Origin of the sequence: Granulicella sp. dw_53 (genome assembly GCF_018449545.1) — a bacterium.
Taxonomy (GTDB): Bacteria; Acidobacteriota; Terriglobia; order Terriglobales; family Acidobacteriaceae; genus Edaphobacter.
The window spans coordinates 294,655-312,562 of record NZ_JAAVUR010000004.1; the positions used below are offsets into that span (position 1 = coordinate 294,655).

Sequence of the window (17,908 nt, forward strand, 5' to 3'; positions counted from 1 at the left end):
ATGGATTACTTGACGAAGCGAATCGAAGACTCACAAGACGTAGAGTTCCTGCACGAGATCGGTAGCCGCATGGCAGCCGCCGACTCGCTCGACTCCATCCTTCAGCACATCCTGGACTTCATCTCGGACCTCGTGCGCTGCGACTCCTGCCTGGTCTACGTCCTCGAGGGCGACCAACTCGTGCTCAGCGCCTCGAAGAACCCCCACGCCGATCTCCTTCACCGCCTCGGCCTGTCGCTCGGCCAGGGCATCACCGGATGGGTCGCCGAACACCGCCAGACCGTGGCCATCACCTGCCACGCCTCCACCGACACCCGCTTCCGCATGTTCCACGACCTGCCCGAAGATCTCTACGAGGCCTTCCTCTCCGTCCCGATTCTCTGTCGAGGCCGCGTCGTAGGCGTCATCAACCTCCAGCACCGCCAGCCCCACCACCACACCGAGCGCGAGATCCGTCTCATCACCACCATCGGCTACCTCGTCGGCGCAGAGCTCGAACTAGCCCGCATCGAGACCGAAAAGGCCGAGATGCAGCGCCAGCTTGAAAACCGCAAGCTTATGGAGCGCGCCAAGGGCATCCTCCAGCGTCAGCTCTCTGTCGACGAAGAGAACGCCTACCTCACCCTCCAGAAGCTCAGCCGCCAGAAGCGCAAGCCCATGCGCGAGATCGCCGAAGCCATCATCCTCGGTGAAGAACTCCGCACCGGAACCTAGTCCCTCCGCACCATCCAAACGGCCACGGTTCTCCTCTTCGCGACACCCGCACCCTCGCGAAGAGGAACATTGGATACCCTCCTTCCGCACCATAAAAACCCACCCCTTTACCTAAGAAACTCTTCGCGGCCCTGCCCTGAAAACGTGGGCCGGACACCCCACCGCGCCTAGGAATAACCACTCGCAAGAGGTGTTCGTACTCTTAGCGCCTTCATGGGAGGAGGCATCCGAGATGAATCAGGAAGCTGTAAAGATCGCATCCCCAATGGGCAGTTGCGCCGTTGTAATCGGCGCTGGAATCGCTGGACTATCAGCCGCCCGCGCCCTCGCCGACTCCTTTGAAGAAGTGATCATTCTGGAACGCGATCACCTGCCAACAGAAGCCATGCCCCGGCCCGGCGTACCACAAGGGAAACACCCCCATTTCTTCCTCTCCGGCGGCATGGAGGCCCTCGAAGACCTCTTCCCCGGCTTCCGCCACGACCTCGTTCAGGCCGGAGCCATACGAATCGACTTCGGCTTCGACGTGCTCTACGAGATCCCCGGCGCGGATCCCCTTCCCCAGCGCGCCCTGGGAATCTACACCTACTCCATGTCCCGCCCTCTGATGGAGCACACCATCCGCCGTCGCCTCCAGCAATACGGCAACGTCACCTTGCGTGGAGAAAGCCGCGTCCTTGAGATCCTCGGAACCGCCGACGGCAGCATCGTCGCCGGAGTCCGCTACGCAAACTCCGATGGCGTCTCCGAGATGATATCGGCGGACGTCGTCGTCGACGCCACCGCCCATGCCGCTCCCACCCTGGCCTTCCTCAGATCCACCGGTCTGCCCTTGCCCGAGGAGACCATCGTCGAAGTCGACGTCCGCTATCTCTCCGCCGTCTTCGAAGCTCCCGGCACCCCCGACGACTACAAAATCATCGCCAGCTTGCCCAAAGCCCCGGAGCGCAATCGCGGCGGCGGTCTCTTCCCAGCGGAAAATAGCGTCTTCCAGGTAACCCTCGCCGGTCGCGATCTGGACAACACCGTCGCCGATCACGCCTCGTTCCTGGCCAACGCCCAACGTCTTGAGACCATGACCATCTACAACAAGATCAAGGACACAAGGCTCATCGGCCAAGTGGAGCGGTTCGGCTTCAACGGAAGCATCTGGCGGCACTTCGCAAAACTCGCCCGCTTCCCCCGCGGTCTATTTCCCATGGGAGACGCTATCTGCCGCTTCAACCCCATCCACGGTCAGGGAATGACCGTGGCCCTGCAGGAAGCGAACATGCTCCGCCATCTGTTACAAGTCCAGCCCTTCGACACCGACCCCCTCGCAACCCTCACTCAAACCTACCTCGCAAACGCCGAAGCTCTCGTCGAGGACCCTTGGAACATGTCCACCCTCCAGGACTTCGTCTTCGAGGAGACCCGCGGAGAACGTCCCTCCGATCTAAAGGACAGACTGAAGCGTCAAGGCGCTCTCCATCGCCTCTCGATCAGCGATCCCGAGGTCCACAAGTTACTCCTCGAGGTCAAACACCTCCTCAAGCCACAAAAGCTCCTCGACGACCCAGAGTTAGTACAAAGAGCCGAAGAGGAAATGGCAACAGCATAAGGAAGCCAGGACTTACTCCAACGAGTAAGTCCTCACAACGCTCACCCACCCATCAATCTTCCAGCCTTCCAAGTGGTTAGACCGGCGTCGATTGCCCGCCCATCCTCGCGCTTCTTTCAGAGAACAAGCGCCAGCCGTGCAACGCCGGGACACAAAATTGCTTCTCACTCGATGACCAAACGCGGCACAAGCCGCACATCGGAGAGATCAATATGACCAAGACAACTCAACTTACCTGTTGCATGGCACTGGGCCTGGCTGCCACTTTCATGCCTGCCAAGGCAAAGGCAGCGACAGACGACGACAAAAAGTTCCTCGCAATGGCCGCGCAATCCGACCAGAACGAGATCGCACTCAGCAAACTCGCCGAGGAGAAAGGCACCAACCCCGCCGTAAAGATGTTCGCAGAGAAGATGGTCACCGAGCACACCAAGATGACCGAGAGCATGAAGCCATTCGCAGAGTCATGGGCACTAACTCCTCCCACAGGCCCCGATGCCGATCATCAGAAAGAATTGGATAAGTTGAACGGACTCTCCGGAGCGGACTTCGATAAGGAGTACATCGACCAGATGGTCACAGACCACTCCAAAGCTCTAAGCGCCTTCACCTCCGAGGCCAAAGATACAAAGGACGCCAAGTTCCGTGCGGCAGTAATCAAAGGCAAAACAGCCGTCGCAGCTCACAAGAACATGGCCTACGACCTGAAGAAAAAGCTGTAACTACGAGTTACTAATTACTAGGCTAGTAAAACAAGAAAGCCCTCCTAACGAAGGGGGCTTTTCATTTCTATAAGCAATTAATCACGTCACAAATACGATCTCAATGAGTCATGGCATACACAACATAGTTCACACCCAAACGCATCCCCAGGTCAGAATACTTCAGAGGATAGTTCGGATTATCCGACCACTCCCACGAGTCTCCAATATCCGAGTTCAACGAGATCGCTACCATCACGCGGCCCTTATCGTCATAGATCCCCTGCCAGTGCGGCACCCTGCCATCCTTCTTGTAACCAGTCCTCAGATGCTCCGCACCCGGAACCTGATAGCGATCGTCCAGATCGAAGACAGTATGAAAGATCGGGTCGCTATCGGGAATATCCACGATAGGACGCTCTGGAAAAACTATCTTCATGGTCTTATAAAAATAAGCCTGCTCCTCCGAGCCATGCAGATCGTCAGCCATAAAAAATCCCCCGCGCAGTAGATAGTCGCGAAGCGTCTTAGCCTGCCTCTCGGTTAGCCCCCACTCCCCTACCTGAACCGCATAGAGCCAAGGCCAGTTATAGATCTCATCGCCATCATCCAGATTCACCGGCTGCTCCACCGACCGGCCATCCACCCGCGTCAGCCGCCGAACCGCCTGCGCAAACGCCCTGTCCGCCGCCGGATAATCCTGAGTCCAAAGCGAAAGCCCCTCCCGCCAGTCCCCATCGAATCTTCCCCGATACCCATCCAGCGGCCCCGGCGGAAACATCAACCGCGCAAAGACCCACTCCGTCCGCCGCTGCCACTCCGGAGGCAGCGGCCGAGTCTCAGAGTATCCCTCAACCGACGGATACTGACGAAACGGACGCTGCGCATACAACACACCCCACACAACTCCAACGAAAACAAGAACCCAACCCGATCGCCACAAGATCTTCATGGCACTCACTCCCCACGTTCTGCCCCGAGATTACCACGGCAGCGAGGCACCCATTCACATGGGATGCATCATGCTGAGGATGTGGAAAGCCGGGAACCAAACTCATTCCGAAGCCATCTCCCATCCCCTCAAAAAGAGTGCTTGACTTTCAGCATGACGAATGTCATGCTCATCTCTGTAAACATGATGTTCGTCATGCTTACAAGGAGAGACGAAGCGAGGCAGGAATACATGAGCAATCGGGACAAGTCACAAGGATTGCGATTGAGGCCCGGGCATCTTCTTATCTCGGAACGCTCCAAACGGATCGTCTCGCCAAACTTGGCTTCGATCTTCTTTTTGCATGATCCAGTGGAACTTACTCTTCTTTGCTCTCATCGATTCAATGAAACGAACGTTCCCCACTGGCGATCACTCGCCGCCGAGGCGTACGATTGGCTCTCCACTGAGGGAGCTGCGTTGTGAACGACGGGCCAACACTACCACTCTTTAAGAAAAGGAAATCCTCATGAAAATCCAAAACTCAGTCGTCTTCGTTACCGGTGCAAACCGCGGGCTTGGCCTCTCTTTCACGCAGCAACTAATCGCGCATGGCGCCAGCAAAGTCTATGCCGGAGTGAGAAATCCGACCGCAACAGAGATCCCGGGCGTCGTGCAAATCAAGATAGACGTCACCGATCCCGCGTCTGTAGCGGCTGCCGCGGAGCAATGCGGCGACACCACCCTGCTCATCAACAACGCGGGCACCGCCAACTTGGTTACCAGCACGCTCGACCCAAACCTCGTCGAAAAAGCTCGCCAGCTCTTTGAGACCAACTACTACGGCGTAATCCTCACCACCCAAGCCTTCGCACCCATTCTCGCGAAGAATGGCGGAGGAGCGATCATCAACGTGCTCTCCGATGCGACCTGGTTTTCGATACCGATCCTTTCGCCTTACTCCGCCACCAAGTCCGCCGTGTGGAGCTTCACCAACGCGCTCCGCATCAACCTGCGCGACAACCACACTCAGGTGCTGGGTCTCCATGTGGGATATCTCGATACAGATCTGAGCAAGGGAGTTACTTTGCCGAAGAGCGATCCCTCACGCATCGCCGCTCTTACCCTCGAGGCACTTGAGAACGGTCAGGAAGAGATCATGGCAGATGCGCAGTCCCAGACAGTCAAGAAGAGCCTCTCCGGAGACCACCCCTACTATCTCAACCCAACCGCCTGACGAGAGCCGGCAGGCGAAGGACAGACAACGCAAGAGGGTGCGGCAGACCAGCGATATCTATCTCCGCACTCTTTGAGCAGTCTCTTCGAACGGAAAAGAATCGAGCGAACGCAGCACGGCAGCGCTCGTCTTTTTACCTCTGCTATCGTAAATTCCCCAGCAAAAACGCTTGTCAAGCCCCAAAACGGCTCAACTATAACAAAACAATGCAGATAAAAGTGGCATGTTAGTTTTGGTCAATTCCGTAAAATAGAACTAGAGATCAAACAAGAGAGAGGCCCGGCGTAATAGCCGGGCCTCTCTCTTTAAAACAAACGCAGTAACGACAAATAGAAAGGACATAACTCGAACTGGCTCACGCTTTTGGACGTAAGCTGCCTGGAATCAGGATTTTGCGCAGCCAAAACCCACGCAAGTCGCTGATACCAATCCGCTTACGCCCGGGCAAGGGGGGCACCCCCCTCCACCTACTCGTACCGCAAGGCGTCGATAGGACTAAGCTGCGAAGCCCGCCGCGCAGGATAGAACCCGAAGAATACACCGGTCACCGCCGCAATCCCGAACGCTAGCGCCACCGCGGTAATGGAGATCGTAGCCGGCCAGTGCAGAACATTGGTAATCACAAAGGAGGCAATAAACCCGATCGCGATTCCGAACACGCCGCCGAACACGCTCAGCGTCACGGCCTCCACCAGGAACTGCTGCAGCACATCGCTCTGCCGCGCACCGATCGCGCGCCGTATGCCGATCTCCCGTGTGCGCTCCGTCACGCTCACCAGCATGATGTTCATGATGCCGATACCGCCCACGATTAGCGAGATCGTCGCAATCGCCGCCAACAGCGCGGTCATTGTGGAGCCAGCGCGGCTCAGCGTGCCCGCCATCTCCTGCGAGTTGGTCTGGTCCATCTGCGGCATATTCGCTAGGATGAACGCGGCGACCGAAGTATTCAGCCCCTTGGTCAACGCCTCGGAAGCCTGCGTCTTCACCGTGAAGTCATCCGGATTCGCGCCGCCGCCCAACCCTGGAGCCTGCAGTCCGCCCAGCGCCGACGGTGCACCCGGGGCAGGTACTGCCTTGTCCAGATTGTGCCGCTTCCGTAGCAGCGCCTTGATCGCATCCGAGATGCGTGTCGTATCTCCGGCCTGCTCCGCCGACACCGTCACCATCTGGATCGAGCTGGTGCCCAGCACCTTCTGTGCCGTCGTATACGGAATGATGGCGTACTCGCCCTGGTCTTCGTCTCTGGCCTCGAACACGCCGACGACCTTGTAAGACTGGTTATGCAACATAACCTCCTTGCCGACGGGATTCTCGTCGCCAAACAGATGGTCCCGCAGCGTGGTCCCGATCACCGCCACCTGCGCCGCCGAAGCTACATCGTCGGACTTGAAGAACTTGCCCTTGGGAAATCCCCATCCGTAAGCCTTCGGATGATTGACGTCGACTCCGATCACCTGCGTATAGAAACGCTGGTTCGAAGTCTCCACCCACGTACGCTCTCGCAGATTGGCCGAGGCGTACTTCACCCCGTCGATCTTGGCGATCGCGTCCGCATCCGCGGGTACGAGAGAGTTCGTGCTTCCCAGACCCGTCGGGATGCGCGACTCTTCGCCGCCACGCGTGAAGTTGCCCGACCGCACGAAGATCAGCGTCGTTCCCGCCGACTTCACATCGGACGACACCGACTCCTGCGCCCCTGTGCCCAGCGCAAACATGGTCAGCACCGCCGCCACGCCGATCGTCATGCCCAGGATTGCTAACCCGGTCCGCAGCTTGTTTCGCTTCAAAGCCTTTTGCGCAATTCGTAAACTCGTAGTCAGCATAGGTTCCTACCTGCTTGGTAACTTACTCGTACTTGAGAGAAGCGATGGGAAGCACCTGCGAAGCCTGCTTCGCGGGATAGTAACCAAAGAAGATTCCAACCGCGGCGGAGACGCCGAACGACAACGCCACCGACAGCGGAGAGATCTGCGTCGACCACTGCAGCACCTTGGAGATGAACAACGAAACGCCATAGCCAATAGCAATGCCCAACAAACCGCCAACGACACTGAGCGTGATCGACTCCAGCAGGAACTGCATCAACACATCCTGCGCGCGCGCCCCAACCGCTCGCCGGATTCCGATCTCCCGCGTCCGCTCCGTCACCGACAGCAGCATGATGTTCATGATGCCGATTCCGCCGACGATCAGCGACACGGTAGCAATGCTGGCCAGCAACGCCGTCATCGTAGCGCTGGCTCGGTCGAGCGTCTTGCCCAGCTGCTCCAGCGTGACCTTCTCCAGGCCGGCAACATTGCCTACAACGGAACGCTGCATATCCGCCCGCATGCCGCCGCCCGTAAGCGCCTTGCGCGCCTGGCTCGTCACCTGGAAGTCATCCGGCGTGCGAAAGGCGATCTTATGCCGTCCGCGCAGCAAGTCGGTAATGTCTTTGGAAACACGCGTCACATCGCCGGTAGAAAGAGTGGTAATCGTAATGTCGTTCAACTTGGTGAGATTCAGCAGCTTCTGCACCGTGGTCACAGGAACGTAGATCGCATCGAACTCGTCGTCGCCCGCGGCCGGCGCAACCATCCAGTTGCTGCTGCTGATCACGCCTGTCACCTTGAAGCTCTGGTTCCAAAGCGTGACTGTCTTGCCAACGGGATTGTCCTTGCCGAAAAGCTTCTCGGCGACGATGTTTCCCAGCACCACGACCTGATCCGCATTCGCCTCCTGCCGCTTGGTGAAGTAATCGCCATGCGTAAACACCCAGGCCCGCTTGATCTTCGGCATGGAGACATCGTCTCCATGCATGCGGGTAAACCAGCGCTGTCCCTGATATCCAACGTGCGCATTCTCATGGATACCTTCGGAGACATACTGAACACCGTTGATCTTGCGGATCGCATCCGCATCCGGAATAGTCAGCGTAGCCGCGGCTCCCAGTCCAGCCTCGGAGTCGCCCAGCCGCTGCCGCGAGGTCGGATGGTCATGCACTGCAAACGGATCGTCCTCCGGATGAAACAGGCTTCGCCGCAGCAAAGCGTTACCTGGAACATACACGCCGGAACCGAACCCAAGTTCCGGTTCGACCTTGGCATTTTCAATCGCATCGTCCGGAGCGCGTTCCTGCTGCAACTGGTAATTGCCCGCTTTGACGATGATCAGGTTCATTCCCGCAGCCTTCACCTGATCCTGAATCGCAGCCTGCGCTCCAGAGCCCAGCGCGATCATCGTCAATACGGTAGCAACGCCGATGGTCATCCCGATCATCGTCAGCGCCGTCTGCAGCTTGTTCCTGCGCAGAGCCTTCAGCGAGATGATCCAGCTCGTCTTGATCGCCATTACGCCGTCTCCTCGACCGCCACTGGCAACTCGGCCAGTTCACCACGCGCTGTCCGCCGCTGCTCGTTGAGCTCATCGGAGACGATCAAGCCGTCCTTGAAAGCGACGATGCGCGAGCCGTAAGCCGCAACCTCTGGCTCGTGGGTGATCAGCACGATCGTGATCCCTCGATCTTCCTTCAACGATTGGAAGATGTCCATTACCTCAACGCTGGTGCGACTGTCCAGGTTTCCGGTAGGCTCATCGGCCAGCAGAATGGAAGGATTATTGAGCAGCGCCCGGGCGATCGCCACACGCTGCTGCTGACCGCCCGAGAGCTGGTTCGTATGGTGCTCATAACGCGAGCCCAAACCCACCGCCTCCAATGCAGCCATGGCGCGGTTGCGACGCTCCGAGGCAGAGACCGGCGTGCTGCTGTACAGCAGCGGCAGCTCGACGTTCTCCAGCGCGGAGGTACGCGTCAACAGGTTAAACCCCTGGAAGACGAAGCCGATCTTGCTGTTGCGCACCGACGAAATCTCGTCATCCGAGAGATGCGAGACGTCCTTGCCATCCAGGAAGTACTGTCCGCTCGTAGGTTGGTCGAGACAGCCAAGGATATGCATCAGCGTCGACTTTCCAGAACCGGAAGGACCAATAACGGTTACAAACTCACCGGCATTGATATTGAGCGACACGGAGCGCAGCGCATGAACCGCTACCTCTCCCATCTGATAAGTCTTCGTAAGGTTCTTGATCGAGATTACAGGTGTCGTTGTCATTGGTTTGGGCTCTTTGTGGGTTGTGCGCCAGCATTGGCGTAGTTGTAGACGATGGTGGCGACGGACTTTTCAGCTCCCGCCATCCCGTAGACCTTTCCGGCACCTTCGATAATGAAGTACTCATTTGCCGCATGGGCTCTGCCGCCATGCCCAGCAGCGCCTCCGGCGATAGGCATCGCGACAGGCGCGATCTTCTCTCCCGTTGGACCATTGGAGAAGAGATAGGAAGGCCAGTAACCACCCAGGATGGACTCGCCATCCGCAGGTGTCGCGTACGGAATACCGAAGTCTGTATAGGTCTTGGTGATCGCCCTGGCGATGTCGGAGTCGTAAGACATCTTCGACCAGGGAACATCGCCAATCAGCTTCACTTCCACATCTTTATAGCCGTTGTGGTCGAGCTGGGCACGAAGCTTCTTCACGATATCCAGACCGTTCATATTCGGGATGTAACGGAAGTTATGCTTGGAAGTGATCTTGTTCGGCAGAATCGCGCCGGCTCCGCCTGCATACATGTTTCCGCCCCAGATGCCATCGAGGTTGAATGACGTTCCATAGCGCGCCATCTTGAGCATCGTAAACGGATCGTCTGAGATGAACTTGCCCACTCCCAGGTTCTTCGCCGCAACTGCGAGGTCAACCTTGGAGGAAGAATCCTTCAGCTTCTTGATCTCGCCTTCATTCAACGGAGCCATGTTGTCGAAGAAGCCCTTGATCTGTGGCGTATTGCCATCGTCCGAAACCAGCGACGCGAGCATCTTCATGTGACGCCAGGCAGGACTGTCGACCGACCGCTTATTCGATCCATGAATATCCGACTGGATTGGCCCGCGGCCCCAACTCTTGCCGCTCGTCGTCAACTCGACATACACGCAGCCTTCAGATCCACCCATGATTCCAGCGCCGCCGCTCTCAGCCTGAACGCCAAACATCAGCATGGCGTCGGATCCCTTGAAGAGATCGGGATGGTCCTTAACAAACTTGCGCAACCCGATGTCCATTCGCTCTTCATCGCCTTCAGCAACGAAGATCAGGTTCACAGGCAGCTTGCCCATCGTGGCCTTCATCGACATCAACGCATTGAGCTGGCTCATCTGAGGTCCCTTGGAGTTCGTCGCTCCACGCCCGATCAGAACCTTCTTATAAGCAGGATTGAGACCTGCGGTCGCTCCATCCACCAACCGTGCCTCGAACGGAGGCGCTACCCAGTTCTCAGGCTGAGTTACTGGCATCGTGTCATACATCCAGTAGATGACCAGCGTCTTCGGAGCGCCCTCATCGCACTTCGCATAGACCACAGGATTGCCAGGCGAGCCATACTCCGTGATGCCTACATCGTAGACTCGCGTCTGTTGGCAGCCGAGCTTATCGAAGAAGCCCTTCACCATCTCCGCGCTCTCGGGAATACCTTCGCCGCTATTCGAGATACTTGGCTGTTGGATCCACTTCTGCAGATTCTCGACGTGATCGTCGATATGCTCGTCGATGTAGTCGTAGACCTTCTTCAACTCCGCAGGCGTCTTACTCAGGTCAGGCTGAAGGGTCTCGTCACCGTGCGGACGAATACCAAGCTTGGGTTTGCTGTTGGCGACCGGTTGGTCAGCGGGCTTGCCCTTGCAGCCGTTCACGCCTGCAAGAGCACTTAAAACTACGAGTAATGCAGCCTTCGAACGCATCTTGAAACTCCTATCGTCTCTCAAAGTTCAATTCTGTTACTCGTATTCAAGCCCGCTGACCGATCACCAACAGTCACAATGTCACAACTCCAAACCTAGTGAGACTTAGGCTTGGGAGCAACAGTGGTCATCTTGCTGTAGTTGTAGATCGTCGCGGCAACGGTCTTCTCCGCTCCGGCGTAACCGTAGGTCTTACCGGCGCCTTCAATGACAAAGTATTCGTTCGCAGCGTGCGCTCTACCGCCCGAACCGGCGCGTGCACCGCCCATCGGCAGCATTACGTTTCCGACCTTCTCCCCGACCTCCTGATCGGTGAAGACGTATGCAGGCCAATAGCCACCAGCAGCAGGCATCTCCGGACGAGCCTGGAGACCCATCATCGCTGAAGCCGCATCGCCAGCGTGCGAGATGTCAGTATCCCTGGAGGGATTCTTGGCCCACGGAACATCGCCGATCAGCTTCATCTCAACGTCTTTATAGCCATTGGCATCCAGTTGAGCACGCAGCTTCTTCACCAGGTCAAGACCATTCATGTTTGGCACATAGCGGAAGCCATGCTTGGACGTGATCTTGTTCGGCAAAATCGCACCGGCGCCGCCCGCATACATGTTGCCACCCCAGATGCCATCCAGGTTGAAGGACGTACCATACCGTCCCATCTCCAAGAACTTCTCCGGTGTATCCGCAATGAAGCGCGCAACGCCGTTGTTCTTGGCGAGGACGGCGAGGTCAGTCTTCTCACCCTGCTTCTTCAATGCTTCCAACTGCTCGGGAGTAGGCTTCACGATATTGTCGAACCAGCCTTTGATCAAAGGCGTATTGCCGTCCTTTGAGGTCAAAGAAGCCAACATTTGAATGTGGCGCCACGCCGGCGAATCTGTTGTGCGTTTGAAGACGCCATGAATGTCCGACACCGTCGGTCCACGGCCCCAGCTCTTGCCGCTGGTCATGAGCTCGACATAGACGCAGCCCTCAGAGCCACCGCCGCCGAGCATCGCGTCGCCGTCCTTGAACAGGTCCGAGTGGTCCTTCATGAACTTGCGCAGTCCAATATCCATGCGCTCTTCATCACCCTCAGCGACGAAGATCAGATTGACGGGCAGCTTGCCCATCACGGCCTTCATCGACATGATCGCGTTCAGACCGGCCATCTCCGGTCCCTTGGAGTTTGTCGCGCCGCGGCCGATCAACACCTTCTTGAAGTCGGGGTTCACGCCAGCCGTCTTTCCATCCACAATCCGGCCTTCAAAAGGAGGCGCAACCCAGTTCTCCGGCTGCGTCACCGGCATGGTGTCGTACTGCCAGTAGATGACCAGCGTCTTCGGCGCACCCTCATCGCAGTGCGCGTAAACCACCGGGTTGCCCGGGGTGCCGTACTCCGTCGTGCCTACGTCATAGACTCGTGTCTGTTGGCATCCCAGCTTGTCGAAGAAGCCCTTCACCATCTCGGCGCTCTCAGGGATACCTTCGCCACTGTTCGAGATGCTCGGCTGCTGAATCCACTTCTGTAGGTTCTCGACGTGTTCATCGATATGCGCATCGATATAGTCAAAGACCTTGGCCAGATCCGCCGGGACCTTGGTCATATCCGGCTGAATGGTCTCATCCCCATGGGGACGAATACCCAGCTTTGGCTTGTTGTCGGCAACCGGCTTATCGGCTGTCTTGCTCTTACAACCGAGACCGAAGGATACGATCCCGATAAGGGCGAACGAAATTGCTCTGACGCGCATGTATTACTCCTGATGTTGAACAACTGGTTGAATTACTTGCTTCGCTTAGCTGCTAAGTCTGTCGTTCTCTATTCGCCTACGTGAGAGAGGGCGCCGACATTCCCTGCCTCATGATGCGTTCCTCGTAACTGAGGATCTTCGCTCATCCACTTCGCATAGATCTTCCATTGCGCTTGGCTATCTCCACCGGAGCGCTCCTGTAGCTGCTCTGCTACGAGGTCACGCCCATAGGTGTAGGTCGCGACGTAACTCCGATACTCGTTCATGTACAACAATGCAGCCTCGGGATGTGCCATCAATGCCGCGCTGTGTAACTGCTGCCCAGCGCGTTCGAACTCAAGCCTTCCGTCGAGGTAATCTCTTGCAATCGTTGGCTCAACCGTATGCAGCTGATCAATGAGTGCTTCAACCCGGAGGTACAGTGCAACATCCTTGCGATTCAAACCCGCCACCGGAAACAAGACATCCCGCTCCAACGCCAGCCGTTTGTCTGCCGGAAATGCCACATCCACGGCAAGGGTTGCCATAGACTCCGACAGCATGGACTGAGGGCTGTAAGTAGGTTGAACGGTAAACTCCTTCAAGCCCTTCCCCTGAACCAATTTTGCATCGCGTATCGAGTTATACGTATGGTGCCCCGGATAAGCTTCATGACATGCAAGATTCAGCGCCCGGTCCACCGTTAGGCCGAAGTCCCGGTTGATCTGGATCACACTGTGATACCCACCCTTGTACCAACTGAAGGCGCTCCAGGGACGATTCCGCACATACTCCACAGTTGTGCTCTCTCCTTCAGGGAGGGCAATGTGCGCTTTGGTCTCCGCGCGGCACGCTTCAATGGCTCGCGTCATCACAGCAGGCGCCAACTTGGCCGGGATGATGAAGCGGTCTTCGAAGTTTTGATACCTCTCGGCCAGATCTCCCTTACCAGGGAGAAGCTGCCTCAACGCATCTTGTATCGAAGCCACGGCGGCGCGATCGTAGCTCGCCGGGACCACCACCCCGAAACTTGCCTCAGACTCTGCGTCGAAGCTCTTCGCGGCTCCCGTCAGCACGTCGATACGACTCTCCACCGACCGGAGCTGCTCTAAGAGAAAGGTCCTTCTGACCTTATCCTCATCACGAAGCGGCTGATCCCGTCTGACATCGTCCATCAGCCTCACCGCATCGACACGCAGCGCCTTCAGCGACGGAGCCTGCTTCACAATATCCGCTACCAGAGAGTCTGGTCCCGAGTAAAAATCCAGCGAATCCGTATCTCTCTGCCCTAGCCCAACAGCAAGCCGAACATACTCACGGACATTGCCATCCATCCTTGAAGACGGCGGCGGCGTCCCTTTGCAACCATTCACCCCCAGAGACAGAACACACAGCAGCGTCGTACCAGTTATCTTCAGCCCTCCACCGCGGATTAAGTTCTGCTGAGCCATCAGATGAATTCCAAGCCTACAAGTGTTCGTCGCACCGTATTTGAAGCTCGACCCAATCAACCAAGAAAATCACGTTAGAAACTTAAATCCGGAAGGAGCAGATAGGACAGGCTGTTCAGACAGACAGAAGCAGCCCGCTGGCCGCGACATACAGTCACGGCCAGCAGAACCATTTGCATCGTCCATCGTATTGAATTCCGGCGCATACGTTTGAATTCTCCTAATACTACTTACGAAGCAATAGGCTAGAAGAGAATTCTCAAGCTGAACTGGAATTCACGGTTGTCGTTAGCTTGCGTAATGGCACCGAAGGTTGTGCTGCTCGCCGTAGTCACTCCTCCCGTACCATTCGGCGTAAACGTGGTGGGCACTTGTACGCCTTGCGTAAGCGGGTTGAAGAAGTTCGGATGATTGGCAAGGTTGAAGCCTTCCACTCGGAACTGTCCGTTGACTCGCTCGTAGATTGGGAACGAACGCGCCAGTGTCATATCGAGTTCGGTATAACGTGGTCCTGTCACGATATTGCGTCCGGCATTTCCTAACTGACCCGTTTGCGAGTATGTCGTGACACCCGCCGTTGTTGTAGGAGTTGCCGCCAAAGCAAAGGCATGCGTGTTGAACCACTCCTGGACGGTATGAGTCTTAGCCCCGGTTACAGAATCGACCGAAGCATTTGGATCACCCACTAAATTCGGACGATCAGCATTACCAAAGGTTCCGCTTCCGTTCGTCGATGAGTTGGAGATGGTGAAGGGACGGCCAGTCTGGAAGCTGAAGATACCTGAGAGTTGAAAGCCGCCAGCGAGTGCCGACCCGAATCCATGATTCAGGAAAGGCTTGTTGTGCCCGAACGGAAGCTGATAGACCGGGCTGATGACGAGTCTATGGCGAACATCGAAGTCTGAGAGACCTCGATCGGCACGCAAATTGAAAGAGTTCTGTACGGTCCCGGAGGAGTTGCTACCGCTTCCAATACCACCACCGCCATCGATCGACTTAGCAAAGGTATACGCAACCAGGAATGACAAACCATCGGTGAATTGCTGCCGAAGACTTGTCTGAAGGGAATGAAACTCAGAGTTCGCACGGGTGTTTTGGCTTGTGATGTTCGAGAAGCTGCTGTATGGCCTGCCTGCTTGAGTAAAGCCAGCGGATGTAGGTGCAGCCGGATTGATCTGATTAGAGTTGATGCTCAAAGGAAGCTTTGTGCCCTTCGAACCGAAGTAAGTGACCTCCGCGACCATTGCCTTGGAAAGTGCTTGCTGAACTCCGAGGCTCCACTCTGTGATGTACGGCGTGCTGTAGTTGGGACTGATGCTCAGACCGGTTAGAATCGCCTGGCAACCTGTGGTGCCTTGGACCGTGCAGGGATTGTAGACCGATGTCCCTAGCCCAGGAAACGGATTGGCAAGGGTAATCGGGGTCGCGGCAGTCGCTGTAAACGTAGGGACTGCGCGGAACGGAAACTGCGTACCATTCGTCAGGAATTGGTTGTACAACAATGGAGTGTTGTAAAACATTCCGCCCGCACCCTTAACCACTGTCTTCTCACTCCCGAATGGCTGCCATGCAAAGCCAACCCTAGGGGCAAAGTTATTCCAGTCGTAGTTATAGAGGTGTTTGTAATTGCCGTTGCCTGCAGTAATGAACTGCCCTTGGGTCAGGCTGAAGTTCGAGAGCGTGTTCTTCCCGGAGTAGACCGGCTGATCAAGCTCCCAACGCAGTCCAAGATTCAGGGTAAGATGCGGCGTAACCTTCCAGTCGTCCAATACAAACAAGTGATCGCTCTGGAAGTTCAGGTACACAGTAGGCGCCGTAGTTCCAACGGACGAGGTATAGGTATAACCGAGCAGAAAGTCGGCCATTGAATCTCCCGTCTTATTGCGGGTCGTAGCGGCTCCCAACGTGCCCGGCAAATTCGCATCCGAGATACTGAAGGCTCCTCGCCCTGAGCTCGTGATGATGTTAGTAGCACGAGCTAACAAGAAGTCGACGCCAGCTTTGAACGTGTGATTCTTATGATTCCATGTCAGCACATCGACGAGCTGATAGTGGTCATCCCAACGGTCCTGAGGCAGGTTGGTTGCGCCACCAATAGTCGAGTAACCAGCAACGGTAGTGTTGGGGAGACCGGTGTTATTGGCGTAACCCGCCTGGGTGAAGTATGGCCCTCCTGGCAGCCCGGGGTAAGAGAGTGTCGTCGCATCTTGCTGGATGCGAGGTTGCACAAGCCGCTGGAAGCCGGCCCGTACCTCATTGATCAGGTTAGGAGTGAAGATCCGGTCATAGACGACGTTCGCAAGGGTCGAGTGTTGATCAGTGAAGCAGCCAAAGTTCGGAAGGACATAGGACGAGCAAAGAGAGTTGGACGGCTCAAATGCTGGATCACGGAAGTAGTTCCAGGTCCCGTTCAGAGAGTCCTTCTCGGATATCTTGTGGTCGATCTTGAGCGATTCCTCGTTCATGTTTTCGACGCGGGTTTCGCTGAAGTTAAAGTTGTTAGACGGAACGGCACTGGAGCCGGCAATATTCGGAGTGGGATAGCCAAGTTTGGCGATGGTCTGTGCCGCGGCGCCCGCTGTTGAAGTCCATTGCGGCAGGCTCGTCAAGTTGTAAACCTTGGTCGTACCGCTCGTGGAGACAGGCGTCAGAGGGGCGCCGGTGTTCGGATTGTAGAGCGTGGAAGTAGTAGTAAAGAGGCCGTTGTAGACCTGGTCGCGAGTCGGCACCGTGGCCAATGCCGTTACCGCACGGCCGATGCGCTGCCCTTCATAGCCGAAGAAAAAGAAGGTCTTGTCCTTCCATATCGGCCCACCGATTGTTCCTCCGAAGGTGTTCTGACGAAAGGCAGGCGTCTTGGCTCCAGCCGGATTGAAATACGGCTTCGCATCCGTGACCTGGTTACGGATAAACTCATACGCCGAGCCGTGGAAGGTGTTAGTGCCCGACTTCGTGATGATGTTCAACTGGCCGCCAGACATACGGCCGTACTCAGCAGAGTAGACACCCGTCAACAGCTTGAACTCTTGAATCACCTCAACTGAGGGACGGAACGAAGGCTGCGCCACACCCATGTCGTTGTCGTAAGTTCCGTTCACCGTGAACTGATTACTGATCTCCGATGCGCCAGCAATGTTGATACCGCCGCGAAATCCAAGCGTCGAGTTTTGCGCTGGCTGATAGGCGGCTGGAGAGAGCAACGCGAGAGAGTAAAACTGCCGATTCGCCAGTGGGAGTTCCACCACGGCCTTGTTGTCGATGACCGTGCCATTCGACGATCCCTGCGTATCCACCAGCAATCCCTGCGCCTGCACCTCGACCACGGTAGAGGCCTCACCGATAGCCAACGCGACATCGAGCTTTACATCCGCTCCAACATTCAGCGTGATGTCTTTCAAGACCTTCTTGCTGAAGCCCGCCAACTCACCCGTCACTTGATAGGATCCCGGAATCAGGGAATTCACAAAGTAGCGGCCATCTGCGTCCGACTTCGCCTGACGTGAAATGCCCGTGGCGGTGTTCAACACGGTGACGTCGGCATTAGCGATCGAAGCGCCGGTGACGTCAACTACAGTACCTGAAATGGTCGCGGTCGAACTCTGCGCTAGTCCACCACGCAAACCGGCGACCAGCAGCAGTATAAGAAAGAACCAGGACCTAAGACGGAATGAGCAGCGTGTCATTTTCCAACCTCCGTAATGCCTCAAATGTCTGAATAACGTGTTGCTGATAGGGCGTCTGCTCTTGCAGCGTGCGATGCAACTTCTGTCCCATACCGTGGGATCGAGTTGC

The 17,908-nt window shown here is 56.6% G+C and carries 12 protein-coding genes; 4 read left to right on the top strand and 8 right to left on the bottom strand.

Annotated elements, in window-relative coordinates; translation table 11 throughout:
* The 3 genes from HB393_RS08655 to HB393_RS08665 all read left to right on the top strand — a co-directional run bounded on the left by HB393_RS08655 (nucleotide 1) and on the right by HB393_RS08665 (nucleotide 3,036).
* Nucleotides 1–714: a GAF and ANTAR domain-containing protein gene (locus tag HB393_RS08655; RefSeq protein ID WP_213804756.1), complete on the top strand. Its 714-nt coding sequence runs from the start codon at nucleotides 1–3 to the stop codon at nucleotides 712–714.
* A 232-nt stretch (nucleotides 715–946) separates the two neighbouring features.
* A complete protein-coding gene (locus HB393_RS08660) occupies nucleotides 947–2,314 on the top strand; it encodes an FAD-dependent monooxygenase (RefSeq protein WP_213804757.1) in 1,368 nt (455 codons plus the stop codon).
* A gap of 212 nt (nucleotides 2,315–2,526) precedes the next feature.
* A complete protein-coding gene (locus HB393_RS08665) occupies nucleotides 2,527–3,036 on the top strand; it encodes a DUF4142 domain-containing protein (protein WP_213804758.1) in 510 nt (169 codons plus the stop codon).
* Between the two features lie 100 nt (nucleotides 3,037–3,136).
* Here HB393_RS08665 and HB393_RS08670 read toward each other — a convergent pair whose 3' ends face one another.
* Complete coding sequence (locus HB393_RS08670; protein ID WP_213804759.1) at nucleotides 3,137–3,967, bottom strand: DUF4159 domain-containing protein; 831 nt, start codon at nucleotides 3,965–3,967, stop codon at nucleotides 3,137–3,139.
* A 508-nt stretch (nucleotides 3,968–4,475) separates the two neighbouring features.
* On the opposite strand from HB393_RS08670, the gene HB393_RS08675 reads away from it, so the two are divergent.
* Nucleotides 4,476–5,183, top strand: a complete 708-nt coding sequence (locus HB393_RS08675) for an SDR family oxidoreductase (protein ID WP_213804760.1) — start codon at nucleotides 4,476–4,478, stop codon at nucleotides 5,181–5,183.
* A gap of 467 nt (nucleotides 5,184–5,650) precedes the next feature.
* Here the strand turns inward: HB393_RS08675 and HB393_RS08680 are convergent, their stop codons facing one another.
* From HB393_RS08680 to HB393_RS08710, 7 genes are all read right to left on the bottom strand, one after another.
* A complete protein-coding gene (locus HB393_RS08680; RefSeq protein ID WP_213804761.1) occupies nucleotides 5,651–7,009 on the bottom strand; it encodes an ABC transporter permease in 1,359 nt (452 codons plus the stop codon).
* Between the two features lie 22 nt (nucleotides 7,010–7,031).
* Nucleotides 7,032–8,516, bottom strand: a complete 1,485-nt coding sequence (locus HB393_RS08685; RefSeq protein WP_213804762.1) for an ABC transporter permease — start codon at nucleotides 8,514–8,516, stop codon at nucleotides 7,032–7,034.
* Nucleotides 8,516–9,277: an ABC transporter ATP-binding protein gene (locus HB393_RS08690; RefSeq protein WP_213804763.1), complete on the bottom strand. Its 762-nt coding sequence runs from the start codon at nucleotides 9,275–9,277 to the stop codon at nucleotides 8,516–8,518. Before HB393_RS08690 ends, HB393_RS08685 begins: the two co-directional genes overlap by 1 nt.
* Nucleotides 9,274–10,953 (bottom strand): M20/M25/M40 family metallo-hydrolase, encoded by a 1,680-nt coding sequence (locus HB393_RS08695; protein ID WP_213804764.1) that lies wholly within the window; start codon nucleotides 10,951–10,953, stop codon nucleotides 9,274–9,276. The genes HB393_RS08690 and HB393_RS08695 overlap by 4 nt, the downstream gene beginning before the upstream one ends.
* A 95-nt stretch (nucleotides 10,954–11,048) precedes the next feature.
* Nucleotides 11,049–12,686: a M20/M25/M40 family metallo-hydrolase gene (locus HB393_RS08700; RefSeq protein ID WP_213804765.1), complete on the bottom strand. Its 1,638-nt coding sequence runs from the start codon at nucleotides 12,684–12,686 to the stop codon at nucleotides 11,049–11,051.
* Between the two features lie 68 nt (nucleotides 12,687–12,754).
* The gene (locus tag HB393_RS08705; RefSeq protein ID WP_213804766.1) at nucleotides 12,755–14,116 is read right to left on the bottom strand and encodes a hypothetical protein; all 1,362 of its coding nucleotides are present in this window, start codon (nucleotides 14,114–14,116) and stop codon (nucleotides 12,755–12,757) included.
* Between the two features lie 245 nt (nucleotides 14,117–14,361).
* A complete protein-coding gene (locus tag HB393_RS08710) occupies nucleotides 14,362–17,799 on the bottom strand; it encodes a TonB-dependent receptor (protein ID WP_213804767.1) in 3,438 nt (1,145 codons plus the stop codon).
* Nucleotides 17,800–17,908 lie beyond the last annotated feature (109 nt).